Annotated in this window: 22 protein-coding genes; 15 read left to right on the top strand and 7 right to left on the bottom strand. The window is 62.7% G+C overall.

What is annotated here, in order from left to right; all coding sequences use genetic code 11:
- The 4 genes from ACH2CW_RS09245 to ACH2CW_RS09230 form a co-directional block, all read left to right on the top strand.
- Positions 1 to 944 (top strand): TRAP transporter substrate-binding protein (locus ACH2CW_RS09245; protein WP_395057345.1); only part of this gene is annotated, 944 nt, incomplete at its 5' end.
- A 105-nt stretch (positions 945 to 1,049) separates the two neighbouring features.
- Entirely contained in the window at positions 1,050 to 1,526 is a 477-nt protein-coding gene (locus tag ACH2CW_RS09240; RefSeq protein WP_395057343.1) for a TRAP transporter small permease, read from the top strand.
- Positions 1,523 to 2,842, top strand: a complete 1,320-nt coding sequence (locus ACH2CW_RS09235; protein ID WP_395057341.1) for a TRAP transporter large permease — start codon at positions 1,523 to 1,525, stop codon at positions 2,840 to 2,842. Before ACH2CW_RS09240 ends, ACH2CW_RS09235 begins: the two co-directional genes overlap by 4 nt.
- A 123-nt stretch (positions 2,843 to 2,965) precedes the next feature.
- The gene (locus ACH2CW_RS09230) at positions 2,966 to 3,931 is read left to right on the top strand and encodes a tripartite tricarboxylate transporter substrate binding protein (protein ID WP_395057339.1); all 966 of its coding nucleotides are present in this window, start codon (positions 2,966 to 2,968) and stop codon (positions 3,929 to 3,931) included.
- Between the two features lie 178 nt (positions 3,932 to 4,109).
- On the opposite strand, the gene ACH2CW_RS09225 is transcribed toward ACH2CW_RS09230, so the two are convergent.
- Entirely contained in the window at positions 4,110 to 5,099 is a 990-nt protein-coding gene (locus ACH2CW_RS09225) for a tripartite tricarboxylate transporter substrate binding protein (RefSeq protein WP_395057337.1), read from the bottom strand.
- A gap of 36 nt (positions 5,100 to 5,135) precedes the next feature.
- Positions 5,136 to 6,068: a LysR substrate-binding domain-containing protein gene (locus ACH2CW_RS09220; RefSeq protein WP_395057335.1), complete on the bottom strand. Its 933-nt coding sequence runs from the start codon at positions 6,066 to 6,068 to the stop codon at positions 5,136 to 5,138.
- 133 nt (positions 6,069 to 6,201) lie between these two features.
- Here ACH2CW_RS09220 and ACH2CW_RS09215 point away from each other — a divergent pair, with 133 nt between their 5' ends.
- From ACH2CW_RS09215 to ACH2CW_RS09170, 10 genes are all read left to right on the top strand, one after another.
- Positions 6,202 to 6,873 carry a substrate-binding domain-containing protein gene (locus ACH2CW_RS09215; RefSeq protein WP_395057347.1) on the top strand — a complete coding sequence of 224 codons (672 nt, stop codon included), beginning with the start codon at positions 6,202 to 6,204 and terminating at the stop codon, positions 6,871 to 6,873.
- A gap of 47 nt (positions 6,874 to 6,920) precedes the next feature.
- Positions 6,921 to 7,955, top strand: a complete 1,035-nt coding sequence (locus ACH2CW_RS09210) for an amidohydrolase family protein (protein WP_395057333.1) — start codon at positions 6,921 to 6,923, stop codon at positions 7,953 to 7,955.
- Positions 7,956 to 7,957: 2 nt separating this feature from the next.
- On the top strand, positions 7,958 to 8,641 hold the full coding sequence (gene ligK / locus ACH2CW_RS09205; protein ID WP_395057332.1) for a 4-carboxy-4-hydroxy-2-oxoadipate aldolase/oxaloacetate decarboxylase: 684 nt from the start codon (positions 7,958 to 7,960) through the stop codon (positions 8,639 to 8,641).
- Positions 8,642 to 8,790: 149 nt separating this feature from the next.
- Positions 8,791 to 9,696: an amidohydrolase family protein gene (locus ACH2CW_RS09200; protein ID WP_395057330.1), complete on the top strand. Its 906-nt coding sequence runs from the start codon at positions 8,791 to 8,793 to the stop codon at positions 9,694 to 9,696.
- A 77-nt stretch (positions 9,697 to 9,773) separates the two neighbouring features.
- Entirely contained in the window at positions 9,774 to 10,217 is a 444-nt protein-coding gene (gene ligA / locus ACH2CW_RS09195) for a protocatechuate 4,5-dioxygenase subunit alpha (protein ID WP_395057328.1), read from the top strand.
- 2 nt (positions 10,218 to 10,219) lie between these two features.
- Positions 10,220 to 11,074, top strand: coding sequence for a class III extradiol dioxygenase subunit beta (locus ACH2CW_RS09190; protein WP_395057326.1), 855 nt, complete (start codon positions 10,220 to 10,222; stop codon positions 11,072 to 11,074).
- A complete protein-coding gene (locus tag ACH2CW_RS09185) occupies positions 11,075 to 12,034 on the top strand; it encodes a Gfo/Idh/MocA family oxidoreductase (protein ID WP_395057324.1) in 960 nt (319 codons plus the stop codon). It begins immediately after the preceding gene.
- A 174-nt stretch (positions 12,035 to 12,208) separates the two neighbouring features.
- Positions 12,209 to 13,213, top strand: a complete 1,005-nt coding sequence (locus ACH2CW_RS09180; protein ID WP_395057322.1) for an aldo/keto reductase — start codon at positions 12,209 to 12,211, stop codon at positions 13,211 to 13,213.
- Between the two features lie 99 nt (positions 13,214 to 13,312).
- Positions 13,313 to 13,843, top strand: coding sequence for a hypothetical protein (locus ACH2CW_RS09175; protein ID WP_395057320.1), 531 nt, complete (start codon positions 13,313 to 13,315; stop codon positions 13,841 to 13,843).
- A gap of 17 nt (positions 13,844 to 13,860) precedes the next feature.
- Positions 13,861 to 15,177 carry a M20/M25/M40 family metallo-hydrolase gene (locus ACH2CW_RS09170; protein WP_395057318.1) on the top strand — a complete coding sequence of 439 codons (1,317 nt, stop codon included), beginning with the start codon at positions 13,861 to 13,863 and terminating at the stop codon, positions 15,175 to 15,177.
- A gap of 101 nt (positions 15,178 to 15,278) precedes the next feature.
- Here ACH2CW_RS09170 and rpoD read toward each other — a convergent pair whose 3' ends face one another.
- Together rpoD and dnaG are read right to left on the bottom strand one after the other, a co-directional pair.
- Positions 15,279 to 17,678 carry an RNA polymerase sigma factor RpoD gene (gene rpoD / locus ACH2CW_RS09165; protein WP_395057316.1) on the bottom strand — a complete coding sequence of 800 codons (2,400 nt, stop codon included), beginning with the start codon at positions 17,676 to 17,678 and terminating at the stop codon, positions 15,279 to 15,281.
- A gap of 301 nt (positions 17,679 to 17,979) precedes the next feature.
- Positions 17,980 to 19,950: a DNA primase gene (gene dnaG / locus ACH2CW_RS09160; protein WP_395057314.1), complete on the bottom strand. Its 1,971-nt coding sequence runs from the start codon at positions 19,948 to 19,950 to the stop codon at positions 17,980 to 17,982.
- Between the two features lie 79 nt (positions 19,951 to 20,029).
- On the opposite strand from dnaG, the gene ACH2CW_RS09155 reads away from it, so the two are divergent.
- The gene (locus tag ACH2CW_RS09155) at positions 20,030 to 20,962 is read left to right on the top strand and encodes a YihY/virulence factor BrkB family protein (RefSeq protein ID WP_395057312.1); all 933 of its coding nucleotides are present in this window, start codon (positions 20,030 to 20,032) and stop codon (positions 20,960 to 20,962) included.
- Positions 20,963 to 21,020: 58 nt separating this feature from the next.
- Here ACH2CW_RS09155 and ggt read toward each other — a convergent pair whose 3' ends face one another.
- From ggt to ACH2CW_RS09140, 3 genes are all read right to left on the bottom strand, one after another.
- The gene (gene ggt / locus ACH2CW_RS09150; RefSeq protein ID WP_395057310.1) at positions 21,021 to 22,886 is read right to left on the bottom strand and encodes a gamma-glutamyltransferase; all 1,866 of its coding nucleotides are present in this window, start codon (positions 22,884 to 22,886) and stop codon (positions 21,021 to 21,023) included.
- Between the two features lie 198 nt (positions 22,887 to 23,084).
- On the bottom strand, positions 23,085 to 23,843 hold the full coding sequence (locus ACH2CW_RS09145) for a 3-hydroxyacyl-CoA dehydrogenase (protein WP_395057308.1): 759 nt from the start codon (positions 23,841 to 23,843) through the stop codon (positions 23,085 to 23,087).
- Positions 23,844 to 24,096: 253 nt separating this feature from the next.
- Entirely contained in the window at positions 24,097 to 25,155 is a 1,059-nt protein-coding gene (locus tag ACH2CW_RS09140; RefSeq protein ID WP_395057306.1) for an extracellular solute-binding protein, read from the bottom strand.
- Positions 25,156 to 25,241 lie beyond the last annotated feature (86 nt).

The following is a 25,241-nucleotide window of genomic DNA, read 5'->3' as shown; positions in this document are numbered from 1 at the left end:
TGCGCCTGCACCAGATGCTGCCGCAGCAGGCCACCATTCCGGCCAAGGCGCTGATCCCCTGGGCGCAGAAGGTCGAGAAAGACTCGGGCGGCAAGATCAAGGTGCAGTTGTTCCATGCGATGCAACTGGGCGGCACACCGCCCCAGTTGTTCGACCAGGCCCGCGATGGCGTAGTGGACCTGACCTGGACGGTGCTGGGTTACACGCCGGGCCGCTTCAACAAGTCCGAAGTGTTCGAACTGCCTTTCATGAGCGGCAACGCCGAGCAGTCGTCGCGCGCGTTTCACGAATACGTCGAGAAGTTCGCTGCCGACGAGTTCAAGGACGTCAAGATCATTGCGGTGCACACCCATGGCCCTGGGCTGTTTCACACCAAGACTCCGGTGACCGGGCTGGAAAGCCTGCGTGGCATGAAAATTCGCGGCGGCTCCCGCGTGATCAGCAACATGCTGACCAAGCTCGGTGCAACACCGGTGGGCATGCCGGTGCCGGCTGTGACCGACGCCTTGTCCAAGGGCGTGATCGAGGGCACCACCATTCCCTGGGAAGTGACGCCTGCGCTCAAGGTCAGCGAACTGGTCAAGAACCACACCACCTTTGCCGGCAAGGAAGGCCTGTACACGCAGACCTTTGCCTTTTCGATGAACAAGGCTTCTTACGACAAGTTGCCTGCCGACCTGAAGAAGGTGATTGACGCCAACTCCGGTATCGAAACCGCTGCCCTGTTCGGGCGTGCGATGGACGAAGGCGACGTGACTGGCCGTGCCATTGCCGAGAAGGCCGGCAACAACATCGTCGCGCTGGACATCGCCGAGACGCAGCGCTGGCGCCGCACGGCCTCCACCGTCGAGACCGACTGGGTGGCCGAGATGAAGAGCAAAAACATCGACGGCGCCAAGCTCGCTTCCGAAGCGCGCGCATTGATCGCCAAGTACCAACGATAATCCGACTCGCGCAGGCCGCTGGCGGCCTGCATGTGTTGCCAACATTACTGCCCCCTGTTTTGCCGTGAAGGCGAAGGGGGCAGTTCACATACAGGTGGTGATGATTTGAAGCTGCTTTCCCTGTTGGCCAGAGCCTGCGCGGTTCTGGCGGGTGTGATCCTGACGGTCATCACGCTGATTACCTGTGTCAGCCTGATCGGGCGCAACACCATTGGCACCACGCTGGTCGGCGACTATGAACTGACCGCTGCTGCTGCCGGTGCGGCGGTGGCCCTGTTTTTACCGCTGTGCCAGCTCAGGCGTGAAAACATCATTGTTGACTTTTTCACCGCACGCCTGTCTGCGGCGGCCAACAGCCGGCTCGACCGCGTGGGCAGTGCCTTGTTGGCGGCGGTGCTGCTGGTGCTGGCCTGGCGCACTGTGGTGGGCGGCATCAGCGCCTTCAATTCGAACTCATCCACCATGATGCTGGGCTTTCCCGAGTGGATCGTTTATGCCTTCATGGTGCCCCCCATGGTGCTGACGGGCGTCATCGCCGTGACCCAGACCGTGTATGGCGATTTTCCGGAGCTGGCCAAATGAGCACCTTGATGTTGGCGGGCCTCATTTTTGCGTGCATGCTGGGCCTGATGGCGATCCGTGTGCCGATTGCCATTTCGATGTTTATCGCGGGCGTGTTCGGTTACCTCTACCAGGTCGGGCTGGCCCCGTTTCTGAACAATCTCAACGGCCTGGCCTATGCGCGTTTTGCCAGCTACGACCTGTCGGTTATTCCCCTGTTTATCCTGATGGGCAACTTCGCCACCCAGGGCGGCATCTCCAAGGCCCTGTTCCAGTTTGCCAGCGTGGTCATGGCGGGCTTTCGCGGCGGCCTGGCCATGGCGGCGGTGATGGCGAGCGCGGCCTTCGGCGCCATCTGCGGCTCGTCGATTGCCACGGCGGCCACCATCACCTCGGTGGCCCTGCCCGAGATGAAACGCCATGGTTATTCCGGGCGGCTGGCCACCGGCACACTGGCCGCGGGCGGCACGCTGGGCATATTGATTCCGCCGTCGGTTCCGCTGGTGATCTACGCGATCCTGACCGAGCAGAACATTGCCAAGCTGTTTGCTGCGGCCACCATCCCCGGCATCATCGCCATGTGCGGTTACATGATCGCCATCGCCGTGTATGTGCGCCTGTTTCCCGGCCACGCACCCGAGCATGACGAAGACCGCCCGCGCATGACACTGGCTGGCGTGCTGGCCGTGGCGCCGATTGCCATCATCTTCGTCATCGTGTTTGGCGGCATTTACGGCGGGCTGTTCACGCCCACCGAGGGCGCGGGTGTCGGCGCAGCGGCGACTTTTGTCGCGGCTCTGCTCAGGCGTGAGCTGACGCTGCAGAAAATCAAGCTGTGTTTTTATTCGACAGCCGCCGCCAGCGCCATGATCTTCATGATTTTCATCGGCGCCGACATGATGAACACGGCCCTGGCCCTGACCCAGGTGCCGGCCCAACTGGCCAGCGTGATCCAGGGCTGGGGCGTGGCGCCGGTGCTGGTGGTCTCGGGCATCCTGCTGTTTTACGTGGTGCTGGGCGCGGTGATGGACGAGTTGTCCATGATCCTGCTGACGATTCCGATCTTCTTCCCGGTGGTGATGGGGCTGGACTTTGGCATGCCCAAGGAATCGGTTGCCATCTGGTTCGGCATCATGGTGCTGATGACGGTGGGCTTTGGCCTGCTGGCGCCGCCGGTCGGGTTGAACGTCTATGTGGTCAACGGCATGGCCAAGGACGTCCCCATTTCTGAAAGTTACAAGGGCGTGATGCCTTTCCTGGTCAGCGATGTACTTCGCACCATCTTGTTGCTCGCGTTCCCACCCATATCGCTGTGGCTGGTCAGGTTTGTGGGTTAGGGCACGCCCTGCGCGGTTGCTGGGGTGCTATCGAATCAATAGCTGACCACGCTCTGTTGTTATGGGCTGGTGCCGCTTTTACTCATGACTTTTGGCCAACAGGCCAGCTCCTGGAGACTTCTCATGAACTTCCAACGCCTGGTTTGCGGCCTCCTGGCCGCGTTGATGCTGGCCTTGCCGGTTGCCGCCCAAACCTTTCCTGGCAAAGCCCTCAGGATCGTTGTGCCTTTTGGTGCCGGCGGCGTGGCTGACCTGACGGCACGCACGGTGGCGCAAAAGCTCAGCGAGTCGCTGGGCCAGCCGGTGGTGATAGACAACAAGCCCGGCGCCGGCGGGGTGGTGGCCGGCGATGCGGTGGCCAAGGCCGAGCCCGATGGCCACACGCTGCTGCTGATGTCCAACGGCACGGCGGTCAGCGCCGGCCTGTTTAAATCCTTGCCCTTCGACACGGTGCGCGACTTCGCGCCAGTATCGACGCTTGGATTTTTTGACATTGCGCTCATCACACCCGCCGACTCGAAGTTCAAAAACCTGGGCGAGCTGCTGGCGTTTGCCCGGGCCAACCCCGGCAAGGTCAACCTCGGCAGTATCAACGTCGGCAGCACGCAGAATCTGGCGGCCGAGCTGTTCAAAACCAGTGCGGGCGTGGACATGCAGATTGTTCCGTTCAACGGCACGCCTGCGGTCATTACGGCACTGCGCGGTGGGCAGCTTGACGCTGCGGTCGAAATCCTGGGGCCGGTGTTGCCGCAGATCAAGGCCAACGCGCTGCGTGCACTGGCCGTCACCGGCGACAAACGTGCCGCCGTGTTGCCGGATGTGCCCACAGCGAAGGAAAGCGGTCTGCCGACTTTTGTGGCGTCCAGCTGGAACGCGCTGGCTGCGCCGGCGAAAACCCCCAAGGACGTGATTGCCCGGCTCAACAAGGAAATCAACGCGGCCGTCAATTCGGCAGACGTCAAAAAGAAACTGGCCGACCTGAATGTCGAGGCGCGCGCCAGTTCACCAGAGCAGGCCGCTGCCTTGCTGGCCAGCGAAACAAAACGCTGGGGTGATGTGATCGTCCGCGCGAAAATCCCCACGCAATAAAAAGTGCAGGCCTGCCTGTTGAAGGAGTGTCGGTCGTGAAACGCGGATCGCTTGCTGGCTGCTAAATCAACTTCCTGACGAGTGTCATTGCGGGCCTGACCCGCAATCCATGCCTCGCGCGCCTTTGCGCTGGAACATGCTTGGATCCCGGATCGAGTCCGGGATGACAAGCACCCCTTCAGTCCGTTTTGACCCGGCCCGACAGGATCACCGGTTTCCAGCGGGTGATTTCACTGGCGATGTGTTTGCCAAAGGCCTCAGGCGTGGTGGGCGTGGCGACGGCGCCTTCGCTGTTCAGCCGTGTCTTGAGTTCTGCGGCGTTCAGCGAGAGGTTGATCTGCGAGTTGAGCTTGATGACCACCTCGCGCGGCGTGCCCGCCGGCGCGACCACGCCGTACCACTGGTCGGCTTCAAAATCCTTGTAGCCGGCTTCGGCGACCGTGGGCACATCGGGCAAGGCCGTCAGGCGCTGCGGTGAGGAAACAGCCAGTGCCCGCAATTGACCGTTCCTGATCTGGCTCAGTACGGCGGGGGCGCCAGTGAACAGCACCTGGATCTGCCCGCCGATCAGGTCATTGATGGCCGGTGCTGTGCCCCGGTAGGGAATGTGCAGCAGTGAGGTGCTGGTCTGCAGCTTGAAGTATTCGGTGGCCAGGTTGGCCGCGCTGCCGTTGCCGCCGGAGCCGTAGTTGAGCTGACCGGGGCGTGACTTGGCCAGCGCCACCAGCTCTTTCACTGAACGTGCGGCCACCTGCGGGTTCACCACCAGCACATTGGGGACACGCGCCACCCAGGCCACTGGCGTAAAACTCTTGATCGGGTCATAGGGCAGGGCGGGGTAGAGCGACGGGTTGACCGCGAGGGTGCCGATGTGGCCCATCAGCAGGGTATAGCCATCGGCCGGGGCTTTGGCCACCTTGTCGGCACCCAGGCTGCCACCCGCGCCCGGCAGGTTGTCGATCACGACGGGCTGGCCCCAGGCCTTTGTCAGCTCCAGGCCGATGGCGCGCGCCAGAATGTCAGTGCTGCCGCCCGGCGTGAAGGGCACAACGAGACGGATCGGTTTGACCGGATAGGTCACAGGGGCGGCGGTGTTGCCCTGGGCGCCAGCCGTGCCGGCGGCCAGCACGGCGGCGGCGAGAACAAGCGTGTGTGTCAGCCGGCTCATGGTCTGTTGTTTATTATTTATTGTTTGTTGTTTGTTTCAGGCATACGGTTTGATCGCTTCGATCACCACGGAGGTGAGCAGGTCGATCGCCTTTTTCTGGGTGTCGGTGCTGGCGCGCCGCGATGAACGCACCAGCGTCAATTCGCTCATGATGCGCGGCGAGCGGATGCTGCGCAAGGTAAACCGCGCTGGATCTTCGGCATTGCTCAAGGTGTAACTTGGTAGCACGGCGTGACCCATGCCTTCCCTGACCAGACTCAGGATGGCGTTCAGGCCGTCCACCTCCAGCGTGATCTGCGGCTTGCAGCCTATCGTGATCATTTCGCCTTCGACCAGGATGCGGAACGCATTCGGCCGGCTAGGCAGGATCAGGGGCAGCTTGGCCACTTCTGCGAGGGTGATCGGCAGGTGCTTGCCCTTGATGGACTTTTTGGCAGCGCCTGCCTTGTCGCTGCTTTTTCGTGAAATGAGCACCAGCTCCTCAGAATTCAGGGTGGTCGTTTCCAGTTCGGGGGAGCGTTCGGAGTTGTAGAGCACGGCCATGTCGAGATTGCCGACACGCAGACCCTCCTGCATCAGCACCGAAAACCCCTCCGTCAATGTCAGTTGCGCCAGAGGCAGTTGTCGCCGGAAGGCCTGGGTCAGCGGCACCGTGACAAGCTTGGACAGGCTGGGCGGCAGGCCGATGGAGACGCGGCCGGCCAGGTTGCCACGCACAGCGCCCAGTTCTTCGCGCGCGACCTCTACCTGGTGCAAAATGCCGCGCCCGTGTTTGAGCAGCAGTTTGCCGGCCTCGGTTGGCAGGGCGCCTCGACCGGTGCGGGTCAGCAGGTTTTGCCGCAGCTCGACTTCCAGCAGGCGTACCTGTCGGCTCAGCGCGGGCTGGGCAATGTCCAGCGCAATCGAGGCGCGGGTGAAACTGCCCAGTTCCGCGACCCGCACAAAGTATTCGAGCTGCTTGAGGTCCATTTTGAATAACCTTTGGTCAATTATGCCCAAATGGTATACCTGATAGTCGCGGCGAGGCCTTTTCCCGCGCCGCACAAGCCCCCAGAATGGCCCCATGCAAACCGCCGCTCTCGCGCTCAGGGGAATTTCATCCATGGCCACCCGCCAGGTGCTGGCCGAACTGACGTCGGCATTTGAACGGCAGAGCGGTTGCAGGGTAACGGTAGAGGCGGTGGGCGGTGTCGATGCCGCCAAACGTGTGTTGGCCGGTGAAGCCTTTGACGTGGTGGTGCTGGCCTCCGATGCCATCGACAAACTTTTGGCGGCGGGCCACCTTCAGGCGGGCAGCAAGGTCGATCTGGTTCGCTCCGGTGTTGCCGCAGCGGTACGTGCTGGCGCGCCGCTGCCTGACATGGCTTCGGAAGACGCGGTCAAACGCGCGGTGTTGGCCGCGCGCAGCATCAGCTGCTCGACCGGGCCCAGTGGGGTGGCGCTGGCCCACTTGTTTGAACGCTGGGGCATCGCTGGCGAAATTGCCGGCCGCATGGTACAGGCACCGCCGGGTGTCCCGGTTGGCACGCTGGTGGCGCGCGGTGAGGTCGAGCTGGGCTTCCAGCAACTGAGCGAGCTGCTCCATGTCGAAGGCATCACCGTGGTGGGCCCCTTGCCGGCCGCCATCCAGATCACCACCACTTTTTCTGCCGGTATGCATGCCAGCGTTCCGGTTGGCTCCGCGCAGGCCGGGCGGGTGCGCGCCCTGCTGGACTACATGCGCTCGCCGCAGGCCGCCGAGGCCAAACTGCGCCAGGGCATGGAGCCGGCCTGAATCGAACACAAACACAACACCAACACAACACGAACACAGGAGAACACATGAGCCTCATCATTGACTGCCACGGCCACTACACCACCGCGCCCAAGGCTCTGGAGGCCTGGCGCAACCAGCAGATCGCCAGCATCAAGGACCCGTCGGTCAAGCCACGCGTGGCGGACCTGAAGATCAGCGACGACGAGCTGCGTGAGTCCATAGAAACGAACCAGTTGCGCCTGATGAAAGAGCGCGGCAGCGACATCACGCTGTTTTCGCCGCGCGCCAGTTTCATGGCCCATCACATCGGCGACTTCGAGGTGTCCTCGACCTGGGCCGCGATCTGCAACGAACTCTGCTTTCGCGTGAGCCAACTCTTTCCCGACCATTTTGTGCCGGTCGCCATGCTGCCGCAGTCGCCGGGTGTCGATCCCAGGACCTGCATCCCCGAGCTGGAAAAATGCGTGAAGGACTACGGCAACGTCGGCATCAACCTGAACCCCGATCCCTCGGGCGGCCACTGGACCAGCCCGCCGCTGACCGACAGGCTCTGGTACCCGGTTTATGAAAAGATGGTCGAGTACGACCTGCCGGCCATGATTCATGTGTCCACCTCCTGCAACCCGGCTTTTCACACCACCGGCGCGCATTATCTGAACGCCGACACCACGGCGTTCATGCAGCTGATCCAGGGCGATTTGTTCAAGGACTTCCCGACGCTGCGCTTTTTGATCCCGCACGGCGGCGGCGCCGTGCCTTACCACTGGGGGCGCTTTCGTGGCCTGGCGCAGGAGATGAAAAAGCCGTTGCTGGCCGACCACCTGCTCAACAACGTCTTTTTTGACACCTGCGTCTACCACCAGCCGGGCATCAACCTGCTCAACACCGTGATCCCGGTGAAAAACGTGTTGTTCGCCTCGGAGATGATTGGTGCCGTGCGCGGCATCGATCCGGAGACCGGCAACTATTACGACGACACCAAGCGCTACATCGAGGCCTCCACCATCCTGAGCGCCGATGACAAGCACCAGATTTACGAAGCCAACACGCGCCGCGTGTTTCCGCGCCTGGACGCGCTGCTCAAACAAAAGGGGAAATGAACATGTTCGAACTAGGCGTTGTTTACCGCAACATCACACGGGCCGACCGCGCTGCGGCCGACAGACTCGCGCAATATGGCTCGGCCACGGTGCATGAAGCCATGGGCCGCGTGGGCCTGATGAAAACCTACATGCGTCCGATCTACCCCGGCGCGCAGATTTCCGGCACGGCGGTGACCGTGCTGCTGCAGCCCGGCGACAACTGGATGATGCATGTGGCGGCCGAGCAGATTCAGCCTGGTGACATCGTGGTGGCGGCCTGCACCTCCGACAACACCGACGGTTTTTTTGGCGACCTGCTGGCCACCAGTTTCATGGCGCGCGGCGCACGCGGCCTGATCATCGACGGCGGCTGCCGCGACGTGAAGACGCTGCAGGAGATGGGTTTTCCGGTGTGGAGCCGGGCCATCAGTTCCAAGGGCACGGTCAAGGCCACGCTGGGCTCGGTCAATATTCCGGTGGTGTGCGCCGGCATGAGTGTCAACCCCGGCGATGTGATCGTGGCTGATGACGACGGCGTGGTGGTGGTGCCGGCTGCGCTGGCAGCCAAAACCGCCGATGCCGCCGCAGCCCGCGAAGCCAACGAAGGCGAGAAGCGCGCCAAACTGGGCTCCGGCGTTCTGGGCCTGGACATGTACAGCATGCGCGGGCCGCTGGAAAAAGCCGGACTCAGGTACATCGACTGAACCTTATGAATACCCACATGTCATCCCGGACTGGATCCGGGATCCATCCTCTGCAGTGCCAGGTGGAGGACGCCGGGTCATGGATTGCGGATCGAGTCCGCAATGACATACGGACTCACACCCCCTGACAAGTTTTAGGAATGAACAGGATGACATTCGAAAAAACCCCCGGCTGGCTTGACTGGTACACCGGCCCGGCCAAGCCCCGCTTCAAACTGCCACCCGGCGCGGTGGACGCGCATTGCCATGTGTTCGGGCCGGGCGCCCAGTTTCCCTATGCGCCCGAGCGCAAGTACACGCCGTGTGATGCGTCGAAAGACCAGTTGTTCGCCCTGCGCGACCATCTGGGTTTTGACAAAAACGTGATTGTGCAGGCGACCTGCCACGGCAGTGACAACCGCGCGCTGGTCGATGCGCTGAAGCATTCGAACAACAAGGCGCGCGGTGTGGCCACGGTCAAACGCGATGTCTCTGACGCAGAGCTGCAGGACATGCATGCGGCAGGTGTGCGCGGCACACGTTTCAACTTCGTCAGGCGGCTGGCTGACTTCACACCGCGCGAGGTCTTGCTGGAGATTGCGAACCGCATCGCGCCGCTCGGCTGGCATGTGGTGGTGTATTTCGAGGCCCAGGACCTGCCCGAGCTCTACGACTTTTTCACCGCCTTGCCGACCACCGTGGTGGTGGACCACATGGGTCGGCCCGATGTGAGCAAACCGGTAGACGGGTCGGAGTTCGCGCTGTTTGAGAAAATGATGCGCGAGCACGAGAACATCTGGAGCAAGGTCAGTTGCCCGGAGCGCCTGAGCCTGTCCGGCCCGCCAGCCCTGAACGGTGAGCAAAACGCCTACCGCGATGTGGTGCCTTTTGCCCGGCGTCTGGTCGAGACCTTTCCCGACCGTGTGCTCTGGGGCACCGACTGGCCGCACCCGAACCTGAAAGACCACATGCCGGACGACGGCCTGCTGGTGGACTACATTCCCCAGATCGCCCCCACGCCCGAATTGCAACGCAAGCTGCTCGTGGACAACCCGACCCGGCTGTACTGGCGCTGAGAGTCAACACCGTTCGAGATGAGCCTATCGAAGTCACCCTTCGACAAGCTCAGGGAGAACGGAAACGGAAAACCAATATGCCTCTCGAAAAACCTTACCTGGATGTCCCAGGCACCACCATTTTTGATGCCGAGCAGTCGCGTCTGGGTTACCACCTGAACCAGTTCTGCATGTCGCTGATGAAGGCGGACAACCGTACCCGCTTCAAGGCCGATGAGCGCGCCTACCTTGATGAGTGGCCGATGAGCGAAGAGCAGAAGCAGGCGGTGCTGGCGCGCGACCTGAACCGCTGCATCAAGGCCGGCGGCAATATTTACTTTCTGGCCAAAATCGGCGCGACCGATGGCAAGAGTTTTCAGCAGATGGCCGGCAGCATGACCGGCATGACCGAGGACGAATACCGCAACATGATGATTGCCGGTGGCCGTTCGGTCGAAGGCAACCGCGTGGTTGGCGAGGACGGCACAGCACAGGCCCACCGGCAGCCGCAAGGCCAGGCCGGCGCAACCCGGAATTCATGAACATGGCAAAAATTACCGCTTCCGTCTACACCTCGCACGTGCCCGCCATTGGCGCCGCGCTCGATCTCGGCAAAACCCAGGAGCCATATTGGCAGCCGGTGTTCCAGGGCTACGAGTTTGGCAAGCAGTGGTTGAAGGACAACCAACCCGACGTGATTTTTCTGGTCTTCAACGACCACGCCACCGCCTTCAGCCTGGACATGATTCCGACCTTTGCCATTGGCTGCGCCGAATCCTTCACGCCGGCCGACGAAGGCTGGGGACCGCGCCCTGTGCCGGTGGTGCAGGGGCACCCGGAGCTGGCCGCACACATCGCGCAGTCGGTGATCCAGCAGGACTTCGACCTGACCATCGTCAACAAGATGGATGTGGACCACGGCCTGACCGTGCCCTTGTCGCTGATGTGCGGCCAGGCGCAGGCCTGGCCCTGCCCGGTGATCCCGTTTGCCGTCAATGTGGTGCAGTACCCGGTGCCTTCGGGCCGGCGCTGCTTCGAACTGGGCAAGGCCATCCGCAAGGCCATTGAGAGTTTCGACCAGCCGCTCAATGTGCAGATCTGGGGCACGGGCGGCATGAGTCACCAGTTGCAGGGCCCGCGCGCCGGGCTGATCAACAAGGAATTCGACAACGCTTTCCTGGATCAGCTGATCGCCGACCCGGAAGCCCTGGCGTCCAAGCCGCACATCGACTATGTGCGCGAGGCCGGCTCGGAAGGTATCGAGCTCGTGATGTGGCTGATCGCCCGCGGCGCCATGTCCGACGTGGCCGGCGGCCCTGCGCCCAAAGTTGCGCACCGTTTTTACCATGTGCCTGCCAGCAATACCGCGGTGGGCCATCTGATCCTGGAGAACAAGTAAATGTCAAAAACCATCAAAGTCGCCTTGGCAGGCGCAGGCGCCTTCGGCATCAAACACCTGGACGGCATCAAAAACATTGATGGCGTGGAGGTTGTCTCGCTGATCAGCCGTGACCTCAAGAAAACGAAAGAAGTGGCCGCCAAATACGGCATCGCCCACGTCAGCACCGATCTGGCCGACAGCCTGGCGCTCAAGGAAGTCGATGCCGTCATCCTGTGCACGCCGACGCAGATGCATGCCGAACAGTCGATGGCCTGCATGAGGGCCGGCAAACATGTGCAGGTCGAGATCCCGCTGGCCGACACGCTCAAGGGCGCGCAGGAGGTGGTGGCGTTGCAGAAACAGACCGGCCTGGTGGCCATGTGCGGCCACACGCGCCGCTTCAACCCGAGCCACCAGTACGTGCACAAGGAAATCACGGCCGGCCGCTTCAACATCCAGCAGATGGATGTGCAGACCTATTTCTTCCGCCGCAGCAACATGAATGCGCTGGGCCAGCCGCGCAGCTGGACCGACCACCTGCTGTGGCACCACGCGGCGCACACGGTTGATTTGTTTGCGTATCAGTGCGGCAGCCCCATCGTGAAAGCCAACGCCATCCAGGGGCCGATTCATCCGGCGCTGGGCATTGCCATGGACATGAGCATCCAGCTCAAGGCGGCCAATGGCGCGATCTGCACCTTGTCGCTGAGCTTCAACAACGACGGTCCGCTCGGCACCTTCTTCCGCTACATCGGCGACACCGCCACTTATCTGGCCCGTTATGACGACCTGTTCAACGGTAAGGAGGAAAAAATCGACGTGAGTCAGGTGGATGTGTCGATGAACGGAATTGAACTGCAGGACCGCGAATTTTTTGCTGCCATCCGTGAAGGGCGAGAGCCGAATTCCAGCGTGGCCAAAGTGTTGCCCTGTTACCAGGTGCTGCACAATCTGGAGCAGCAGCTCAACGCGGGCTGAGCGGCCCGCCTTTGACTGTCATTGCGGGCTTGACCCGTAGTCCATGGCCCCGGCGTGGGCGTCGGTGGGTCGAACGGCATGGATCCTGGATCAAGTCCGGGACAGGCTCTGTCCGGGATGACAAGCCGGTGAAAATCGGTCTATCTCCGCATCACGTTTTACGAGGAAGCCTGCATGCAAACGAGAAAGATGGGTGATTTTGAGGTCTCGGCCATGGGCCTGGGCTGCATGAACCTGAGCCACGCCTACGGCACGCCGCCCTCGGCAGAGCAGGGTGAACGTGTGTTGCTGGCGGCGCTTGATGCCGGCGTCACGCTGTTTGACACGGCGGCACTGTATGGCTTTGGCGCCAACGAAGCGCTGGTTGGTAAGGTGCTGTCCAGGCATCGCAGCCGTTTCACGCTGGCCAGCAAGGGCGGCATGGCGGGTGTGCAGTTTGACGATGGTGTCAAACGTGTCATTGATGGCCGGCCCGAGACGATTCGCAAAAACTGCGAAGACAGCCTCCAGCGCCTGCAGACCGATGTGATCGATCTGTATTACCTGCACCGCTGGGACAAAAAGGTGCCGATTGAAGACAGTGTGGGCGCCATGGCTGATCTGGTCCACGCGGGCAAGGTGCGCAGTATCGGGCTGTCCGAAGTGTCGGCCGCAACGCTGCGCAAGGCGCATGCGGTACACCCGATTGCGGCTGTGCAGACCGAGTATTCGCTGTGGACGCGCAATCCCGAGATCGCGGTGCTCCAAGCCTGCCACGAACTGGGCGCAGCCTTTGTGGCCTTCAGTCCGGTGGCGCGCGGCTTTCTGTGTGATGCGTTGCCAGACGCCGCCGCGCTGCAGCCCAAAGACATCCGCACGGCCATGCCGCGTTTTACGCCTGACAACTACGCCGCCAACCTGAAGCTGCTGCCGTCGTACAAGGCCCTGGCGCTGGAAGCCGGTTGCACGCCGGCGCAACTGGCGCTGGCCTGGTTGCTGCACAAGGCACCGCACATCGTGCCGATTCCCGGCACCACCAGTGTGGCGCATCTGCAGGAGGACCTGGGTGCGATGGCTGTCCGGCTCGACGCGGGCCTGCTGGCAAAGCTGGAGACTCTGATCAACCAGCGCACGGTGACCGGCAACCGTTACAGCGCGCAAAGTGCCAGCGAAGTGGATACCGAAGAATTCCCCGTCTGAGCCCACCTTGCAGCAGGCGCGCTGCGCACACCTGTGAGCAGAATGAAACAAGGGGCGGACTGACGGCGGGTGCACGGGGCCGCTTGCTACACTGCATGCATGACACTTGTCCGCCTGCTGCAGCCCGATCTGAGGTCTTTGCTGGCCCGGTTGGCCCTGGTTTGCCTGTCGGCCTGGATGCCCTCACTCGCGGTCCAGGCCCAGACCGCCGCGACCGGCGCCGTCGTCACCCCTCACGACCCGACCAAGTCCATGCTGCCCGATGCCCGCGGCGCTGTCCCCTGGTCCCTGCTCACCACGGCCACCATCAAGATGAGCAAAGGCAAACTGGGCCCGGCCTTTCCGGAGGCCTTGCGGCCCCTGAACGGCAGGACGGTCAAGCTGCAGGGCTATATCCTGCCGATTGAAGCCGGCCAGACACACAGGTATTTCTTGTTGTCGGCCTGGTCGCCCACATGCCCGTTTTGCCTGACGGCCGGGCCAGAGGCCGTGGTCGAGGTGCGCGCGCGCAGCGCCGTGAAATACTCGACGGAGCCGGTCGTGGTTGAGGGGCGCCTGATGCTGCTGGAGAACGATCCCAGCGGTGTGTTCTACCGGCTGATCGACGCGGCGCCCGCCAACCTTCAATAAACCCAAAGGGAGATTCCATGCTACGACGCCTTTTTACTGCCGCCACACTTTCGCTCGCGGTCAGCGCAACCTGGTCCCAGGCGGTCCTGCCACCCATCAGCCCGGCCACTGAAGCCGCGTTTTCCAAACTGACAGCACATGCCGGTGTCAAGCAGGCGGTGGACTTCCTCAAGGCGGATGACGAGCGCACGCTCAAGGACCAGATCGAGCTGACGGAAATTCCGGCGCCGCCCTTCAAGGAGGCTGTGCGCGCCCAGGAATATCAGAAGCGGCTGCAGGCCCTGGGTCTGCCTGACGCACGCATCGATGCCGAAGGCAACGTGATTGCAGTGCGCAAGGGCAGCGGCAAAGGTCCGGTGCTGGTGGTGTCGGCCCACCTGGACACGGTCTTTCCGGAAGGCACCGATGTCAAGGTCAAGGTCAAGGGCAACCGTTACGAAGCACCCGGCATTTATGACGACGGCCGCGGTCTGGCATCGCTGCTCAGCGTGCTGCGTGCGCTGAATCAGGCCCAGCTCAAAACAGTCGGTGACATCGTGTTTGTTGGCACCGTCGGCGAAGAAGAGCTGGGCGACCTGCGTGGCGTCAAGGCACTGTTTCGCGACAACAAGGCGATTGACGGCTTTATCTCGCTGGATGGCCTGGACATCGGCCGCATCGTGAACCAGGCCACCGGAAGCCGCCGCTTCCGCATCATTTATACCGGGCCAGGCGGCCACAGCTTTTCGGCCTTTGGCCTGCCGTCGGCCACCCATGCACTGGGCCGCGCGATTGCCAAGATCAGCGAGGTCCGGACTGTCGATGAACCCAAGACGACCTACACCGTGGGCACGCTCAAGGGCGGCACCTCGGTCAATGCGATTGCAGCCGAGGCGGAACTGGGCCTGGACATGCGCTCCAACAGTGCCGTGGAACTCAAGAAACTGGAGGACCGAATCATGGTGCTGGCCCGCGAGGCGGCTGACGAGGAAAACAAGCGTTGGGACAAGAAGGACGTGATCAAGGTCGAGTTCAAGCTGGTGGGCGACCGCCCGGCCGGCGCCGGCCAGGCGGATTCACCGATGGTGAGCGCTGCACGCCGGGCCGTCGCCACGGTCGGTGGCGAAGTCAAAAGCCTGGCCGCATCCAGCACTGACTCCAACCTGCCGATCAGCCTGGGCATCCCGGCGGTCACGCTGGGCAGCGGCGGCGTGGGCGGTGGCGCGCATGGGCCCGGAGAATGGTACTCCCCGGTGAATGCCTGGCTGGGCCCGCAAAGCACGCTGCTGACGGTGTTGTCACTGGTCGGCGTGGACGGCGTGACCCAGCCGCTGCTGGTCAAACGCGCGCCCTGAAGCCCCTTGCCTGAACCGCGGTTCAGGCAGGAAAAAAGCCCCGGACTGCGCAAGCGGTCCGGGGCTTTTTTTGTGTCAGCCGCAAAGCCGAGCTTCAGGCTTTACAGCGTATCGATGAAACTACGCAGCTTGTCCGAGCGCGAAGGGTGCTTGAGCTTGCGCAGCGCCTTGGCTTCGATCTGGCGGATGCGTTCACGCGTCACGTCGAACTGTTTGCCGACTTCTTCGAGTGTGTGGTCGGTCGACATCTCGATACCGAAACGCATGCGCAACACCTTGGCTTCGCGCGGCGTCAGGCTGTCGAGGATGTCTTTGACCACATCGCGCAGGCCGGCCTGCATCGCGGCTTCCAGAGGTGCGGTGTTGGCGCTGTCTTCGATGAAGTCGCCGAGGTGGCTGTCGTCGTCGTCGCCGATCGGTGTTTCCATCGAGATCGGCTCTTTGGCGATCTTCATGATCTTGCGGATCTTGTCTTCAGGAATCTCCATCTTGGCGGCCAGGATGCTGGCGTCCGGCTCAAAGCCGAATTCCTGCAAGTGCTGGCGCGACAGGCGGTTCATCTTGTTGATGGTCTCTATCATGTGCACCGGGATGCGGATGGTGCGGGCCTGGTCCGCGATGGAGCGCGTGATCGCCTGGCGAATCCACCAGGTGGCGTAGGTCGAGAATTTGTAGCCGCGGCGGTATTCGAACTTGTCCACTGCTTTCATCAGGCCGATATTGCCCTCCTGGATCAAATCGAGGAACTGCAGCCCGCGGTTGGTGTACTTCTTGGCGATCGAGATCACCAGACGCAGGTTGGCCTCAATCATCTCTTTCTTGGCATCGCGCGAGTTGGTCTCGCCTTCGTTCATGCGCTTGTTGATGTCCTTGAGCTGGCCCAGCGGCACCACCACACGCGCCTGCAACTCACCGAGCTTGGTCTGCAGTTCCTGGATCGGCGGGATGTTGCGCGCCATGATGACCGACCAGGGTTTGTTGGCGGCCACCTGTTTCTCGACCCACTTGAGGTTCAGCAGGTTGGGCGGGAAGTCCTTGATGAACACTTCCTGCGGCATGCCGCACTTCTCGACGATGATGCGGCGCAGCTCGCGCTCTTTCTTGCGCACGTCCAGCACCTGGCCGCGCAGCAGGTCGCAGAGTTTTTCAATCGTCTTGGCGGTGAAACGCACGGTCATCAGCTCGTCGCTGAGCGCCTTCTGCGCCTTCACATAGGCTGGCGTGCCGTAACCTTCCTTGTCATAAGTCTTGTGGACCTTCTCGAACAGGGAGGCGATGGTATCGATGCGGGTCAACGCCTCCTTCTTGAGCTCTTCGAGTTTTTTGGTCAACGCCTTGGAGCCGCCCTTGCCGTCGTCGTCGTCTTCTTCGTCGAACTCGTCAAAGTCTTCTTCGGCCACATAGTCGTCGGCCTCATTGGGGTTGGAAAAGCCATCGACCACGGTGGAGATGACGACTTTTCCTTCGCGGATGTCTTCGCCGAGGCGCAGGATTTCGGCAATCGTGGCCGGGCTTTCAGAGATGGCTTCCATCATCTTCATCAGGCCGCCCTCGATGCGCTTGGCGATCTCGATCTCACCTTCGCGCGTCAGCAGCTCGACCGTGCCCATCTCGCGCATGTACATGCGCACCGGGTCGGTGGTGCGACCAAATTCGCTGTCCACGGTGGAGAGGGCCGCTTCGGCGGCTTCTTCAGCTTCTTCTTCGGTGGCGCCAGCCGGGGCATTGGCGGTGATCAGCAGGGTTTCCGCGTCAGGTGTCTGCTCGTACACAGCGACGCCGAGGTCGTTCAGGGTGACGATGACCGCGTCCAGCGTTTCGGCGTCAATCAGCTTGTCGGGCAGGTGATCGGAAATTTCGCCGTGGGTCAGGTAGCCGCGGGTTTTGCCGAGCTTGATCAGCGCCTTCAGGCGCGCACGGCGCTTGGCCATGTCTTCTTCGGACAGCACGGTTTCGTCCAGGCCGAACTCTTTCATCAAGGCGCGTTCTTTCGCCTTGCTGATTTTCATGCGCAGTGGTTTGACCTTTTCAGTCGTCTCCGGCACGGGTTCGCCGACCAGGTCGTCTTCAATGTCCGACATGTCCTCGTCGCCAACCACCTTGCCGGCCACCTTGGGTTTGCGGCCGCGTTTGGCGCCGCCAGTTTCAACCGCAGCCGCGGGGTTTTTCGGCGGGCGGCCAGGTTTTTTCTTGACGGGCACTTCAGCAGCCACAGCGGCCGGCGCGGCCTTTAGCGGGGTGTCTTTTTTGGCAAGAGGTTTGGCAGGGGAGGCGGGAGACTTGGTCGGCACAGGGGGGGCTTTCTTGACGGACTTTTCGGATTTCAGGGGCGCTTTGGGCGCTGCGGCTTTTTTGCCGGGAACTGGTCTGGAGATGGCGGTTTTTGCGGGTTTTTCAAGTTGGCTGGCTGTCTTCCTGACGGGCGGTCGGGCAGCAGTTTTGGCTGCGGCTTTGGGCTTGGGCACGGCTTTGACGGACTTGCTTGGCTTTTGGGCAGGCATGGCGAACTCCCGGTATGAAAACTTCCTTCAACAGACTGGGTTCCCGGCACCGGCGGAACCGGAGCACAGGCACAAAAAATGCCCGGGGCCGGAGGGCTGGGCATAGGGCCTTTTCAGGCCCCCAGGCAAGTTGTTTGGGCGAACATTTGGTGTGCAGTCCTTGCGGAGAAATTGCCCTCAACCAGTGTGGTCCCGTTCTTGCGGGGGGCGGTTGCCGGAGGTGCTGCTGTCGCGCTTGCCGTAGCGGAAAGTTGGATTATACCCGGATGCCTCATTTTTGGGCATCAAAATCAGCCTGAAATCAGCTTTTTTTCAGCAGGGCCGAGAGCGCTTCATAACGCTGCCGGGCCGCCGGGTCAGCCATCACCTGGGGCAGCAAATTGACCATTTCCTGCTGGCGCTTGAGCTTGAGAAGCTGGTCCAGGATGGCGCGTACCTCGTTCCAGTCACAGTCGATGCCTTCGGGGAGCTGGGCGATCTGGTCAATCGCGTGTTTTTCCTGCGGGTGCTCACGCAGGCCCTCGCGCAGCGCAGCCCAGGGCTGCGGGCCGTGTTCATGCAACTGACTCTCCAGCCAGACAAACAGCGGGCCGTGCGGCGCCGGCAACTCGCACAGCAGGCCATGCTCCTCGTTGCTGAGCTTGTCCCAGCTTTGCGGGTCGGTCAGCATGAGGCGCAGCACCCGGTCCTCACGGCTGGCTGGCAACACGCGGCCAGCTAGTCGCCGTGTGGGACGGCTGGCGCCTGGGGGGGCGCCAAAGCTGCGACCGGACGCGCCGGCGTCCATGGGCAGGGAAGCGGCGTAGGCGCCCTCGTCGTGCAGGTCGGCAAAGTTTCCGGAAAACTCCTCGAAATGCGGCGCACCGCCCGACATTTCAGGTGTTTTAGGTCGCTGGCCCTTGCCGGACGGGCGTGTGGCGCTATTATTTTTATAGTCTCGGGCGTTTGCGGGCTGCCAGATCTGCAGCAGCTCGCGGCTGTCGATCAGCACCTGGTCGGCAATCTCTGCGAGCAACTGGCGTTTGAGCGTGCCGTCGGGCAGCAGGCTCCAGAGCGGCCGCGCATTGCTGGCCATGTGGGCCCGGCCTTCGGCGGTGTCGAGCTCGCAGCCTTCGGCGGCGGCTTCCAGCATGAATTTGCTGAGCGGCACGGCCTTGGCCACGGCGGCGGCAAAACCGTCCTGGCCGTTGGCGCGGATGAAGCTGTCGGGGTCGTGTTCTTCAGGCAGGAACAAAAACTTGACGCTGCGCACATCGGTGGCAAAGGGCAGGGCGGCGTCCAGCGCCTTGCGCGCCGCGCGGCGGCCGGCGCTGTCACCGTCAAAGCTGAAGACCACCGCATCGGTGAAGCGAAACAGCTTTTGCACATGGTCGTTGGTGCAGGCCGTGCCCAGCGTGGCTACGGCGTTGGCAAAACCGAGCTGGGCCAGGGCGACCACGTCCATGTAACCCTCGGTGACCAATGCGTAGCCGTGTTCGCGCAGCGCAGCGCGCGCCTCAAACAGGCCATACAGCTCGCGGCCCTTGCTGAAGACCGGGGTTTCGGGTGAATTGAGGTATTTGGGTTTTTCATCGCCGAGCACGCGGCCCCCGAAACCGATGCACTCGCCCTTGACGTTGCGGATCGGGAACATGATGCGGTCGCGGAAGCGGTCGTAACGTTTCGCTTCACCCGATTTTCCCTGTGAATTTTCTTCACCCGCTTCGCCGGTGATGACCAGGCCGCTTTCGACCAGCAGCGGGTCGTTGTAGTCGGGGAAGACGCTGGCCAGCGCACGCCAGCCTTCGGGCGCGTAGCCGAGGCCGAAGGTTTTGGCGATTTCTCCCGACAGGCCGCGGCCCTTGAGGTAGTCGATGGCGCGCGGCGAATGACGCAAATGTTTGATATAGGCGATGCCGGCTTTTTCCAGCACCGAGGTCAAGGTGGCTTGCTGCTCGCGCTGCTGGGCGGCGCGGGCGCGCTCCTGCGGCGAAACGTCGTCTTCGGGCACCTGCAGGCCGTACTGCTGGGCCAGGTCTTTCACGGCTTCGACAAAAGTCATGCCGCCGTGCTCCATCAAAAAGCTGATCGCGTTGCCGTTTTTGCCGCAGCCGAAGCAGTGGTAGAACTGCTTGGACGGGCTGACACTGAAAGAGGGCGATTTTTCGCCGTGGAAGGGGCACAGCCCCATGAAATTGGCGCCGCCCTTCTTGAGCTGCACATAGCGCCCGACGATGTCGACCACGTCGGCGCGCGCCAAAAGCTCCTGGATGAATGATTGGGGAATGGCCACGTCCGTATTGTGCCTTCCCGACCCCGGAACCCGGCCGGCGCTGACACCATGGCCCGTCTTCTGCGGCTACCATGCTTCGATGCAAATTCTCAGTCACCAGGCCGCCCATGTGCTGGCCAACCCTGCCGCCTTTGCCTGGCGCGTGCTCAAGGGTTTTCGCGCCAACCAGGGCCTGCTGCTGGCCGGTGCGGTGGCGTATTACGCGCTGCTGTCAATTGTTCCGCTCCTGATCCTGGTGATCATTGCGCTGTCGCATGTGATTGACCAGGCCGAGCTGCTTCGGACGCTGGGCCGTTACCTGGAGTGGCTGATGCCGGTGCAGTCGCGCGCGGTGGTGGCCGAACTCGCGACCTTTCTGGCGCACCGCGACGTGATCGGCTGGGTGTTGCTGGGCACCATGCTGTTCTTCAGCTCGCTGGCTTTTACTGTGCTGGAAAACGCCATGTCGGTGATCTTTTTGCACCGTATCGCGGTGCGGCGCCGGCGCTTCATTGTCTCGGCGCTGCTGCCGTATTGCTACATCATCAGCCTGGGCGCCGGGCTGCTGGTGGTGACGCTGGTGTCGGGCGGGCTGCGCGCCATGGGTGAGGAAAGCGTCGATGTGCTGGGCCGTGAATGGTCGCTCAGCGGGGTGTCTGGGTTGCTGCTCTACCTGCTGGGGCTGACCGGAGAGATCTTCCTGCTGACCTCGGTCTACATGGTGATGCCGGTCGGCAAGCTGTCGTGGCGGCATGCGCTGATTGGCGGCGTGACGGCGGCGCTGCTGTGGGAGATCACGCGGCACCTGCTGGTCTGGTACTTCGGTACGCTGTCGCAGGTCAACGTGGTTTACGGCTCGCTGACCACGGCGATTGTGGTGCTGCTGAGCCTGGAGATTGCCGCGACGCTGCTGCTGCTGGGCGCCCAGGTGATCTCCGAATATGAACGCATCGACGAGCCGCCGGAACCGGCGCCGGTCAACCCCTTGCGGGTGGAAGGCACCGCACCGGATGGCAAGACGCTACCGGATTGATAGCGACTTAGGACCGCCGGTCATGGGCTAGAGGCACTTTTGGTGTCCAATCCGGGCCTCAGTCGCCCATCACCACACCTTCACGGCGCGGGTCGGCGCCACCCAGCAGCAGCGGTGTGCCATGCGCCTGACCGCGCGCTATCGCCTGCAGGCCACTGGTCATGGCGGTCTCGCGCACCTCGTGGCCGCGCGCCTTGAGCGCCTCCACCGTGGCCGGCGCGAAGCGGTTTTCTTCGAGGATGGTCGGCCCGTTGAGCGAGGCGAAATTGGGCAGGTTGATGGCCTGCTGCGGCATCAGGCCCCAGTTGAGCACGCCGTAGAGCGTCTTGGCGGTGTAGTGAATGATCAGCGCGCCGCCGGGGCTGCCGCCGCTCATCACCAGCTCGCCGCTGGCCTTGTCGAACACCAGCGTGGGCGCCATCGACGAGCGCGGTCGTTTGCCAGGCTGCACGCGGTTCGCCACCGGCTTGCCCTCCACGTCGGCGGGCGCGAAGCTGAAGTCGGTCAGCTCGTTGTTGAGCAAAAAGCCGCGGACCATCTGGCGTGAGCCGAACTGGTCTTCAATCGTGGTGGTCATCGCAACCGCGTTGCCGAAGCCGTCGATGATGCTGATGTGGGAGGTACCGTATTCTGGCTGGTCCGGCATGGGCGCATAGGCCGTACTGACAGCGCCAGGAACGCCCGGCTTGCCGGTTTTCATGCTTTGCCCGCCGGGCTGCTGCGCGATCAGTTTGCTGCGTTCGGCCAGGTAGGTCGGGGCGAGCAGGCTCATCCAGTTGCCGCCCGGCGCCTGCACAAAGTCCGGGTCACCCAGGTACTGCGCGCGGTCGGCAAAGGCCAGGCGCGAGGCCTCGGTGTACAGATGCAGCCAGTCGGCCGACGGTGTGGGGCCGGGCATGCCGGGGCTACCGCTGTTGCCGGTGACCAGTGGCAAGCTGGCCGCGTTGGTGTTGCCCAGCATGCCAAGAATTTGTCCGATGGCAATCGCGCCCGAGCTCGGCGGCGGCATGCCGCAAATGCGGTAGTCGCGCGACTGGGCGCGGTAGTCATGGCACAGCGGCGCGCGTTTTTTGGCCTGGTAGCTGGCCATGTCGGCCAGGCTCAACTTGCCGGGGTTTGTCGGGTGACCCTGCACCTTGGCCACGATGGCCTGCGCCACCTCGCCTTCGAGCAGGGCTTTGGAGCCCGTGGCGGCGATTTTTTTCAGCACATCGGCCAGCGGCGGGTTGCGCAGCAGCGTGCCGGTGGCCAGCGGCTCGCCGTTGGCCTGGTAGAAGTAGGCGAGGGCGACCGGGTCTTTTTTCAGATGCTGCTCGGTTTTCAGCAGGGTGTTCAGGCGGGCGCTGACCCGGAAGCCGCTCTCAGCCAGCGTGATGGCCGGCGTGAAGAGTTGCGCCCAGGGCAGCTTGCCGTGCTGCTTGTGCGCCATCTCCAGCATGCGCACCGTGCCGGGCACCCCGACCGAGCGGCCGCCGACCACGCCGTCGATGAAGGCCAGCGGTTTGCCGTCGGCACCGAGGAACAGCTTTTCATCGGCCGCGGTCGGCGCGGTTTCGCGGCCATCGAAGGCCTCGACCGCCTTGCCGTCGGAATGCAGCAAAAACGCGCCGCCGCCGATGCCGCTGGACTGTGGCTCGACCAGGGTCAGCACCATCTGCACCGCAATCGCCGCGTCGATGGCCGAGCCGCCAGCCTTGAGCACCTGGTAGCCAGCGTCGGTGGCCAGCGGGTTGGCGGCAGCGACGGCGAATTTGCGGGTGGCCCAGCCCGGTTTCTCTGTGTAGCCCGAGGCGCCCTCGGGTTGCTGCGGCACGTTGTAGGCCAGCGGCGGCGTGCTGCTGCAGGCGGCCAGCAGCAGGGTGGCTGCCAGCGCGCCGGCGGCGAGCGGGAAGGCGAACGGCTTCAAGGAGGGTGTGGTTGTCATGAACGCGCTCCGGTGGTCAAGCGTGCCATGTTAAACCTGGCGTGCCGGTGCAAAGGGCGCGAGCCGCCCGTGCACCGCCCATGATTTGTAAGTAGCTGAAAAAAAGCCGACTTGCCCCGTTGATGGGTCAAATCGGCCTCCAACCCATATCAAACGGGCGCAACTAGCTATCAATAAGATAGCGAAGATGGCGCGGACTTAACGCGGGGCGAGGCGGATCGCGCCATCGAGGCGGATCACTTCGCCGTTGAGCATGTCGTTTTCAAAGATGTGCTGCGCGAGTTTGGCGTAATCCTGCGGCGTACCCAGGCGGCTCGGGAAGGGCACGGAGGCGGCCAGCGAGTCCTGCACTTCCTGCGGCATGCCGAACATCATCGGTGTGCCGAAGATGCCGGGTGCAATCGTCATGTTGCGGATGCCGTTGCGCGCCAGGTCGCGTGCGATGGGCAGCGTCATGCCGACAACGCCGCCCTTGGACGCGCTGTAGGCGGCCTGGCCGATCTGGCCGTCGTAGGCCGCGACCGAGGCGGTGGAGATCATCACGCCGCGCTCACCGGTGGCTTCAGGCTCGTTTTTGCACATGGCCTCGGATGCCAGGCGGATCATGTTGAAGCTGCCGATCAGGTTGACCATGATGGTCTTGGTGAACACGTCCAGCTTGTGCGCGCCGTTTTTGCCAACGGTTTTTTCCGCCGGGGCGATGCCGGCGCAGTTGACGAGGCCCATGAGTTTGCCCATGGAGACTGCCTTGGCCACGACGGCCTGGCCGTCGGCCTCCTGGCTGACGTCGCACTTGACGAAGGCGCCGCCTATGTCTTTGGCAATCGCCTCGCCCTTGTCGACCTGCATGTCGGCGATGACGACCTTGCCACCCTTGGCGGCCAGCATGCGAGCCGTGCCTTCACCCAGGCCGGATGCGCCGCCGGTGACGATAAATACTTTGCCTGCGATGTCCATGAGAATTCCTTGGGAAGATGAAGAGCTGGAAGAGGAGACGGGGTGTTGTAGAGTTGACGTGAACGTCAACGTCAACACCGATTATCGGGCATAAAAAAAGCCCGGTGGACCGGGCTTTTTATCGTCATGCGTGGCTCTCTTTTCAAGCAGGGGCCGCGGGCCCGGCTCTGCCGGCCCGCAGGCGCACCGCACCTTTCTTCCGTGCAAGGCGCAGGGAGCCGCCGCAGGCTCGAAGCGAGCGAACGTGGGGGCGTTACTTATAACCAACCCGGTCCAGCATCTGCTGCACCTTGACCTGGTTTTTGGCGACCACACCGAGCGGGATGGTTTCGGGTTTGAAGCCTGCGCCGCCCATGGCCACAATCGCCGGGTTGCTGGCGCTCACGCCTTTGGCGGCCGGAAACTCGTTGTTGCCGTTGGCAAAGTAGTCTTGCGCAAACGCGCTGGACAGAAATTCCATGAACTTCACGGCGTTGGCCTGGTTCTTGGCATGTTTGGCCACCGCCGCACCGGCGATATTCACATGGGTGCCGGATGTCGCCTGGTTCGGGAACATGATCTTCACCTTTTGCATGACGGCTTTGTCGTCGGCCTTGTCGGACTTGATCAGGCGCGCCACGTAATAGCTGTTGGTCAGCGCCACGCCGCATTCGCCGGAAGCCACGGCCTTGATCTGGTCAGTGTCGCCGCCCTTGGGCGCGCGCGCCATGTTGGCGACCACGCCCTTGAGCCAGGCTTCACCTTTGGCGTCGCCCAGGCGCTCGACCACGGTGGAAAACAGTGAGAGGTTGTAGGGATGCGAACCCGAGCGGGTGCAGACCAGGCCCTTGAGTTTGGGGTCGGCGAGTTTTTCGTAAGTGTCCACGTCGCTGGCTTGCACGCGGGCCGGGTCGTAAACAATGACGCGGGCGCGGGTCGAAAAACCGGTCCAGGTCACGCCGTCAGCGGTGGGCGCGGCGCGCAGGTTGGACGGAATCGCCGCGTCGAGCACCTTGGACCTGATCGGCTGGAACAGGCCCTGGGCATCGGCCGAGGCCAGGCGGGCGGCGTCCACCAGCAGGATCACATCGGCTGGCGAGGCCGCGCCTTCGGCTTTCAGGCGCGCCAGAATGCCGGCGTCATCAGCGTCCACGCGGTTGATCTTGATGCCGGTGGTGCGGGTAAAGGCCTCGTACATGCCTTCGTCGGTCTGGTAGTGGCGGGCAGAATACAGGTTGACCACCTGCTCTTGCGCAAGCGCGGGGCTCGCGGCACTGAACAGGCTGGCAGATGCCAAAGTGATTGCGGCCAGGGAAGATGTGGTTTTAAACATAGGTCCATCGATAAAGTAGGGCGGATATCCAGATGTTAATGCAAACAAGAATTGATCGCAATCGCAAAACCAGTGAAGTTGCAGGG

The sequence above is a fragment of the Polaromonas sp. genome (assembly GCF_043778355.1).
Lineage (GTDB): Bacteria > Pseudomonadota > Gammaproteobacteria > Burkholderiales > Burkholderiaceae_C > Polaromonas.
Note: the sequence above shows the minus strand (reverse complement) of the source record. Positions and strands in the feature narration are given on the sequence as shown.

Excerpts from the sequence above, each read along its gene's own strand:
- ACH2CW_RS09230 (WP_395057339.1), top strand. The coding sequence starts at position 2,966 with ATGAACTTCCAACGCCTGGTTTGCGGCCTCCTGGCCGCGTTGATGCTG.
- ligA (WP_395057328.1), top strand. The coding sequence starts at position 9,774 with ATGCCTCTCGAAAAACCTTACCTGGATGTCCCAGGCACCACCATTTTT.
- ligK (WP_395057332.1), top strand. The coding sequence starts at position 7,958 with ATGTTCGAACTAGGCGTTGTTTACCGCAACATCACACGGGCCGACCGC.
- ACH2CW_RS09180 (WP_395057322.1), top strand. The coding sequence starts at position 12,209 with ATGCAAACGAGAAAGATGGGTGATTTTGAGGTCTCGGCCATGGGCCTG.
- ACH2CW_RS09220 (WP_395057335.1), bottom strand. The coding sequence starts at position 6,068 with ATGGACCTCAAGCAGCTCGAATACTTTGTGCGGGTCGCGGAACTGGGC.
- ACH2CW_RS09145 (WP_395057308.1), bottom strand. The coding sequence starts at position 23,843 with ATGGACATCGCAGGCAAAGTATTTATCGTCACCGGCGGCGCATCCGGC.
- ACH2CW_RS09210 (WP_395057333.1), top strand. The coding sequence starts at position 6,921 with ATGAGCCTCATCATTGACTGCCACGGCCACTACACCACCGCGCCCAAG.
- ACH2CW_RS09225 (WP_395057337.1), bottom strand. The coding sequence starts at position 5,099 with ATGAGCCGGCTGACACACACGCTTGTTCTCGCCGCCGCCGTGCTGGCC.
- ACH2CW_RS09200 (WP_395057330.1), top strand. The coding sequence starts at position 8,791 with ATGACATTCGAAAAAACCCCCGGCTGGCTTGACTGGTACACCGGCCCG.
- ACH2CW_RS09185 (WP_395057324.1), top strand. The coding sequence starts at position 11,075 with ATGTCAAAAACCATCAAAGTCGCCTTGGCAGGCGCAGGCGCCTTCGGC.
- ACH2CW_RS09235 (WP_395057341.1), top strand. The coding sequence starts at position 1,523 with ATGAGCACCTTGATGTTGGCGGGCCTCATTTTTGCGTGCATGCTGGGC.
- ggt (WP_395057310.1), bottom strand. The coding sequence starts at position 22,886 with ATGACAACCACACCCTCCTTGAAGCCGTTCGCCTTCCCGCTCGCCGCC.
- ACH2CW_RS09190 (WP_395057326.1), top strand. The coding sequence starts at position 10,220 with ATGGCAAAAATTACCGCTTCCGTCTACACCTCGCACGTGCCCGCCATT.
- ACH2CW_RS09140 (WP_395057306.1), bottom strand. The coding sequence starts at position 25,155 with ATGTTTAAAACCACATCTTCCCTGGCCGCAATCACTTTGGCATCTGCC.
- ACH2CW_RS09175 (WP_395057320.1), top strand. The coding sequence starts at position 13,313 with ATGACACTTGTCCGCCTGCTGCAGCCCGATCTGAGGTCTTTGCTGGCC.
- ACH2CW_RS09155 (WP_395057312.1), top strand. The coding sequence starts at position 20,030 with ATGCAAATTCTCAGTCACCAGGCCGCCCATGTGCTGGCCAACCCTGCC.
- ACH2CW_RS09170 (WP_395057318.1), top strand. The coding sequence starts at position 13,861 with ATGCTACGACGCCTTTTTACTGCCGCCACACTTTCGCTCGCGGTCAGC.
- rpoD (WP_395057316.1), bottom strand. The coding sequence starts at position 17,678 with ATGCCTGCCCAAAAGCCAAGCAAGTCCGTCAAAGCCGTGCCCAAGCCC.
- ACH2CW_RS09215 (WP_395057347.1), top strand. The coding sequence starts at position 6,202 with ATGGCCACCCGCCAGGTGCTGGCCGAACTGACGTCGGCATTTGAACGG.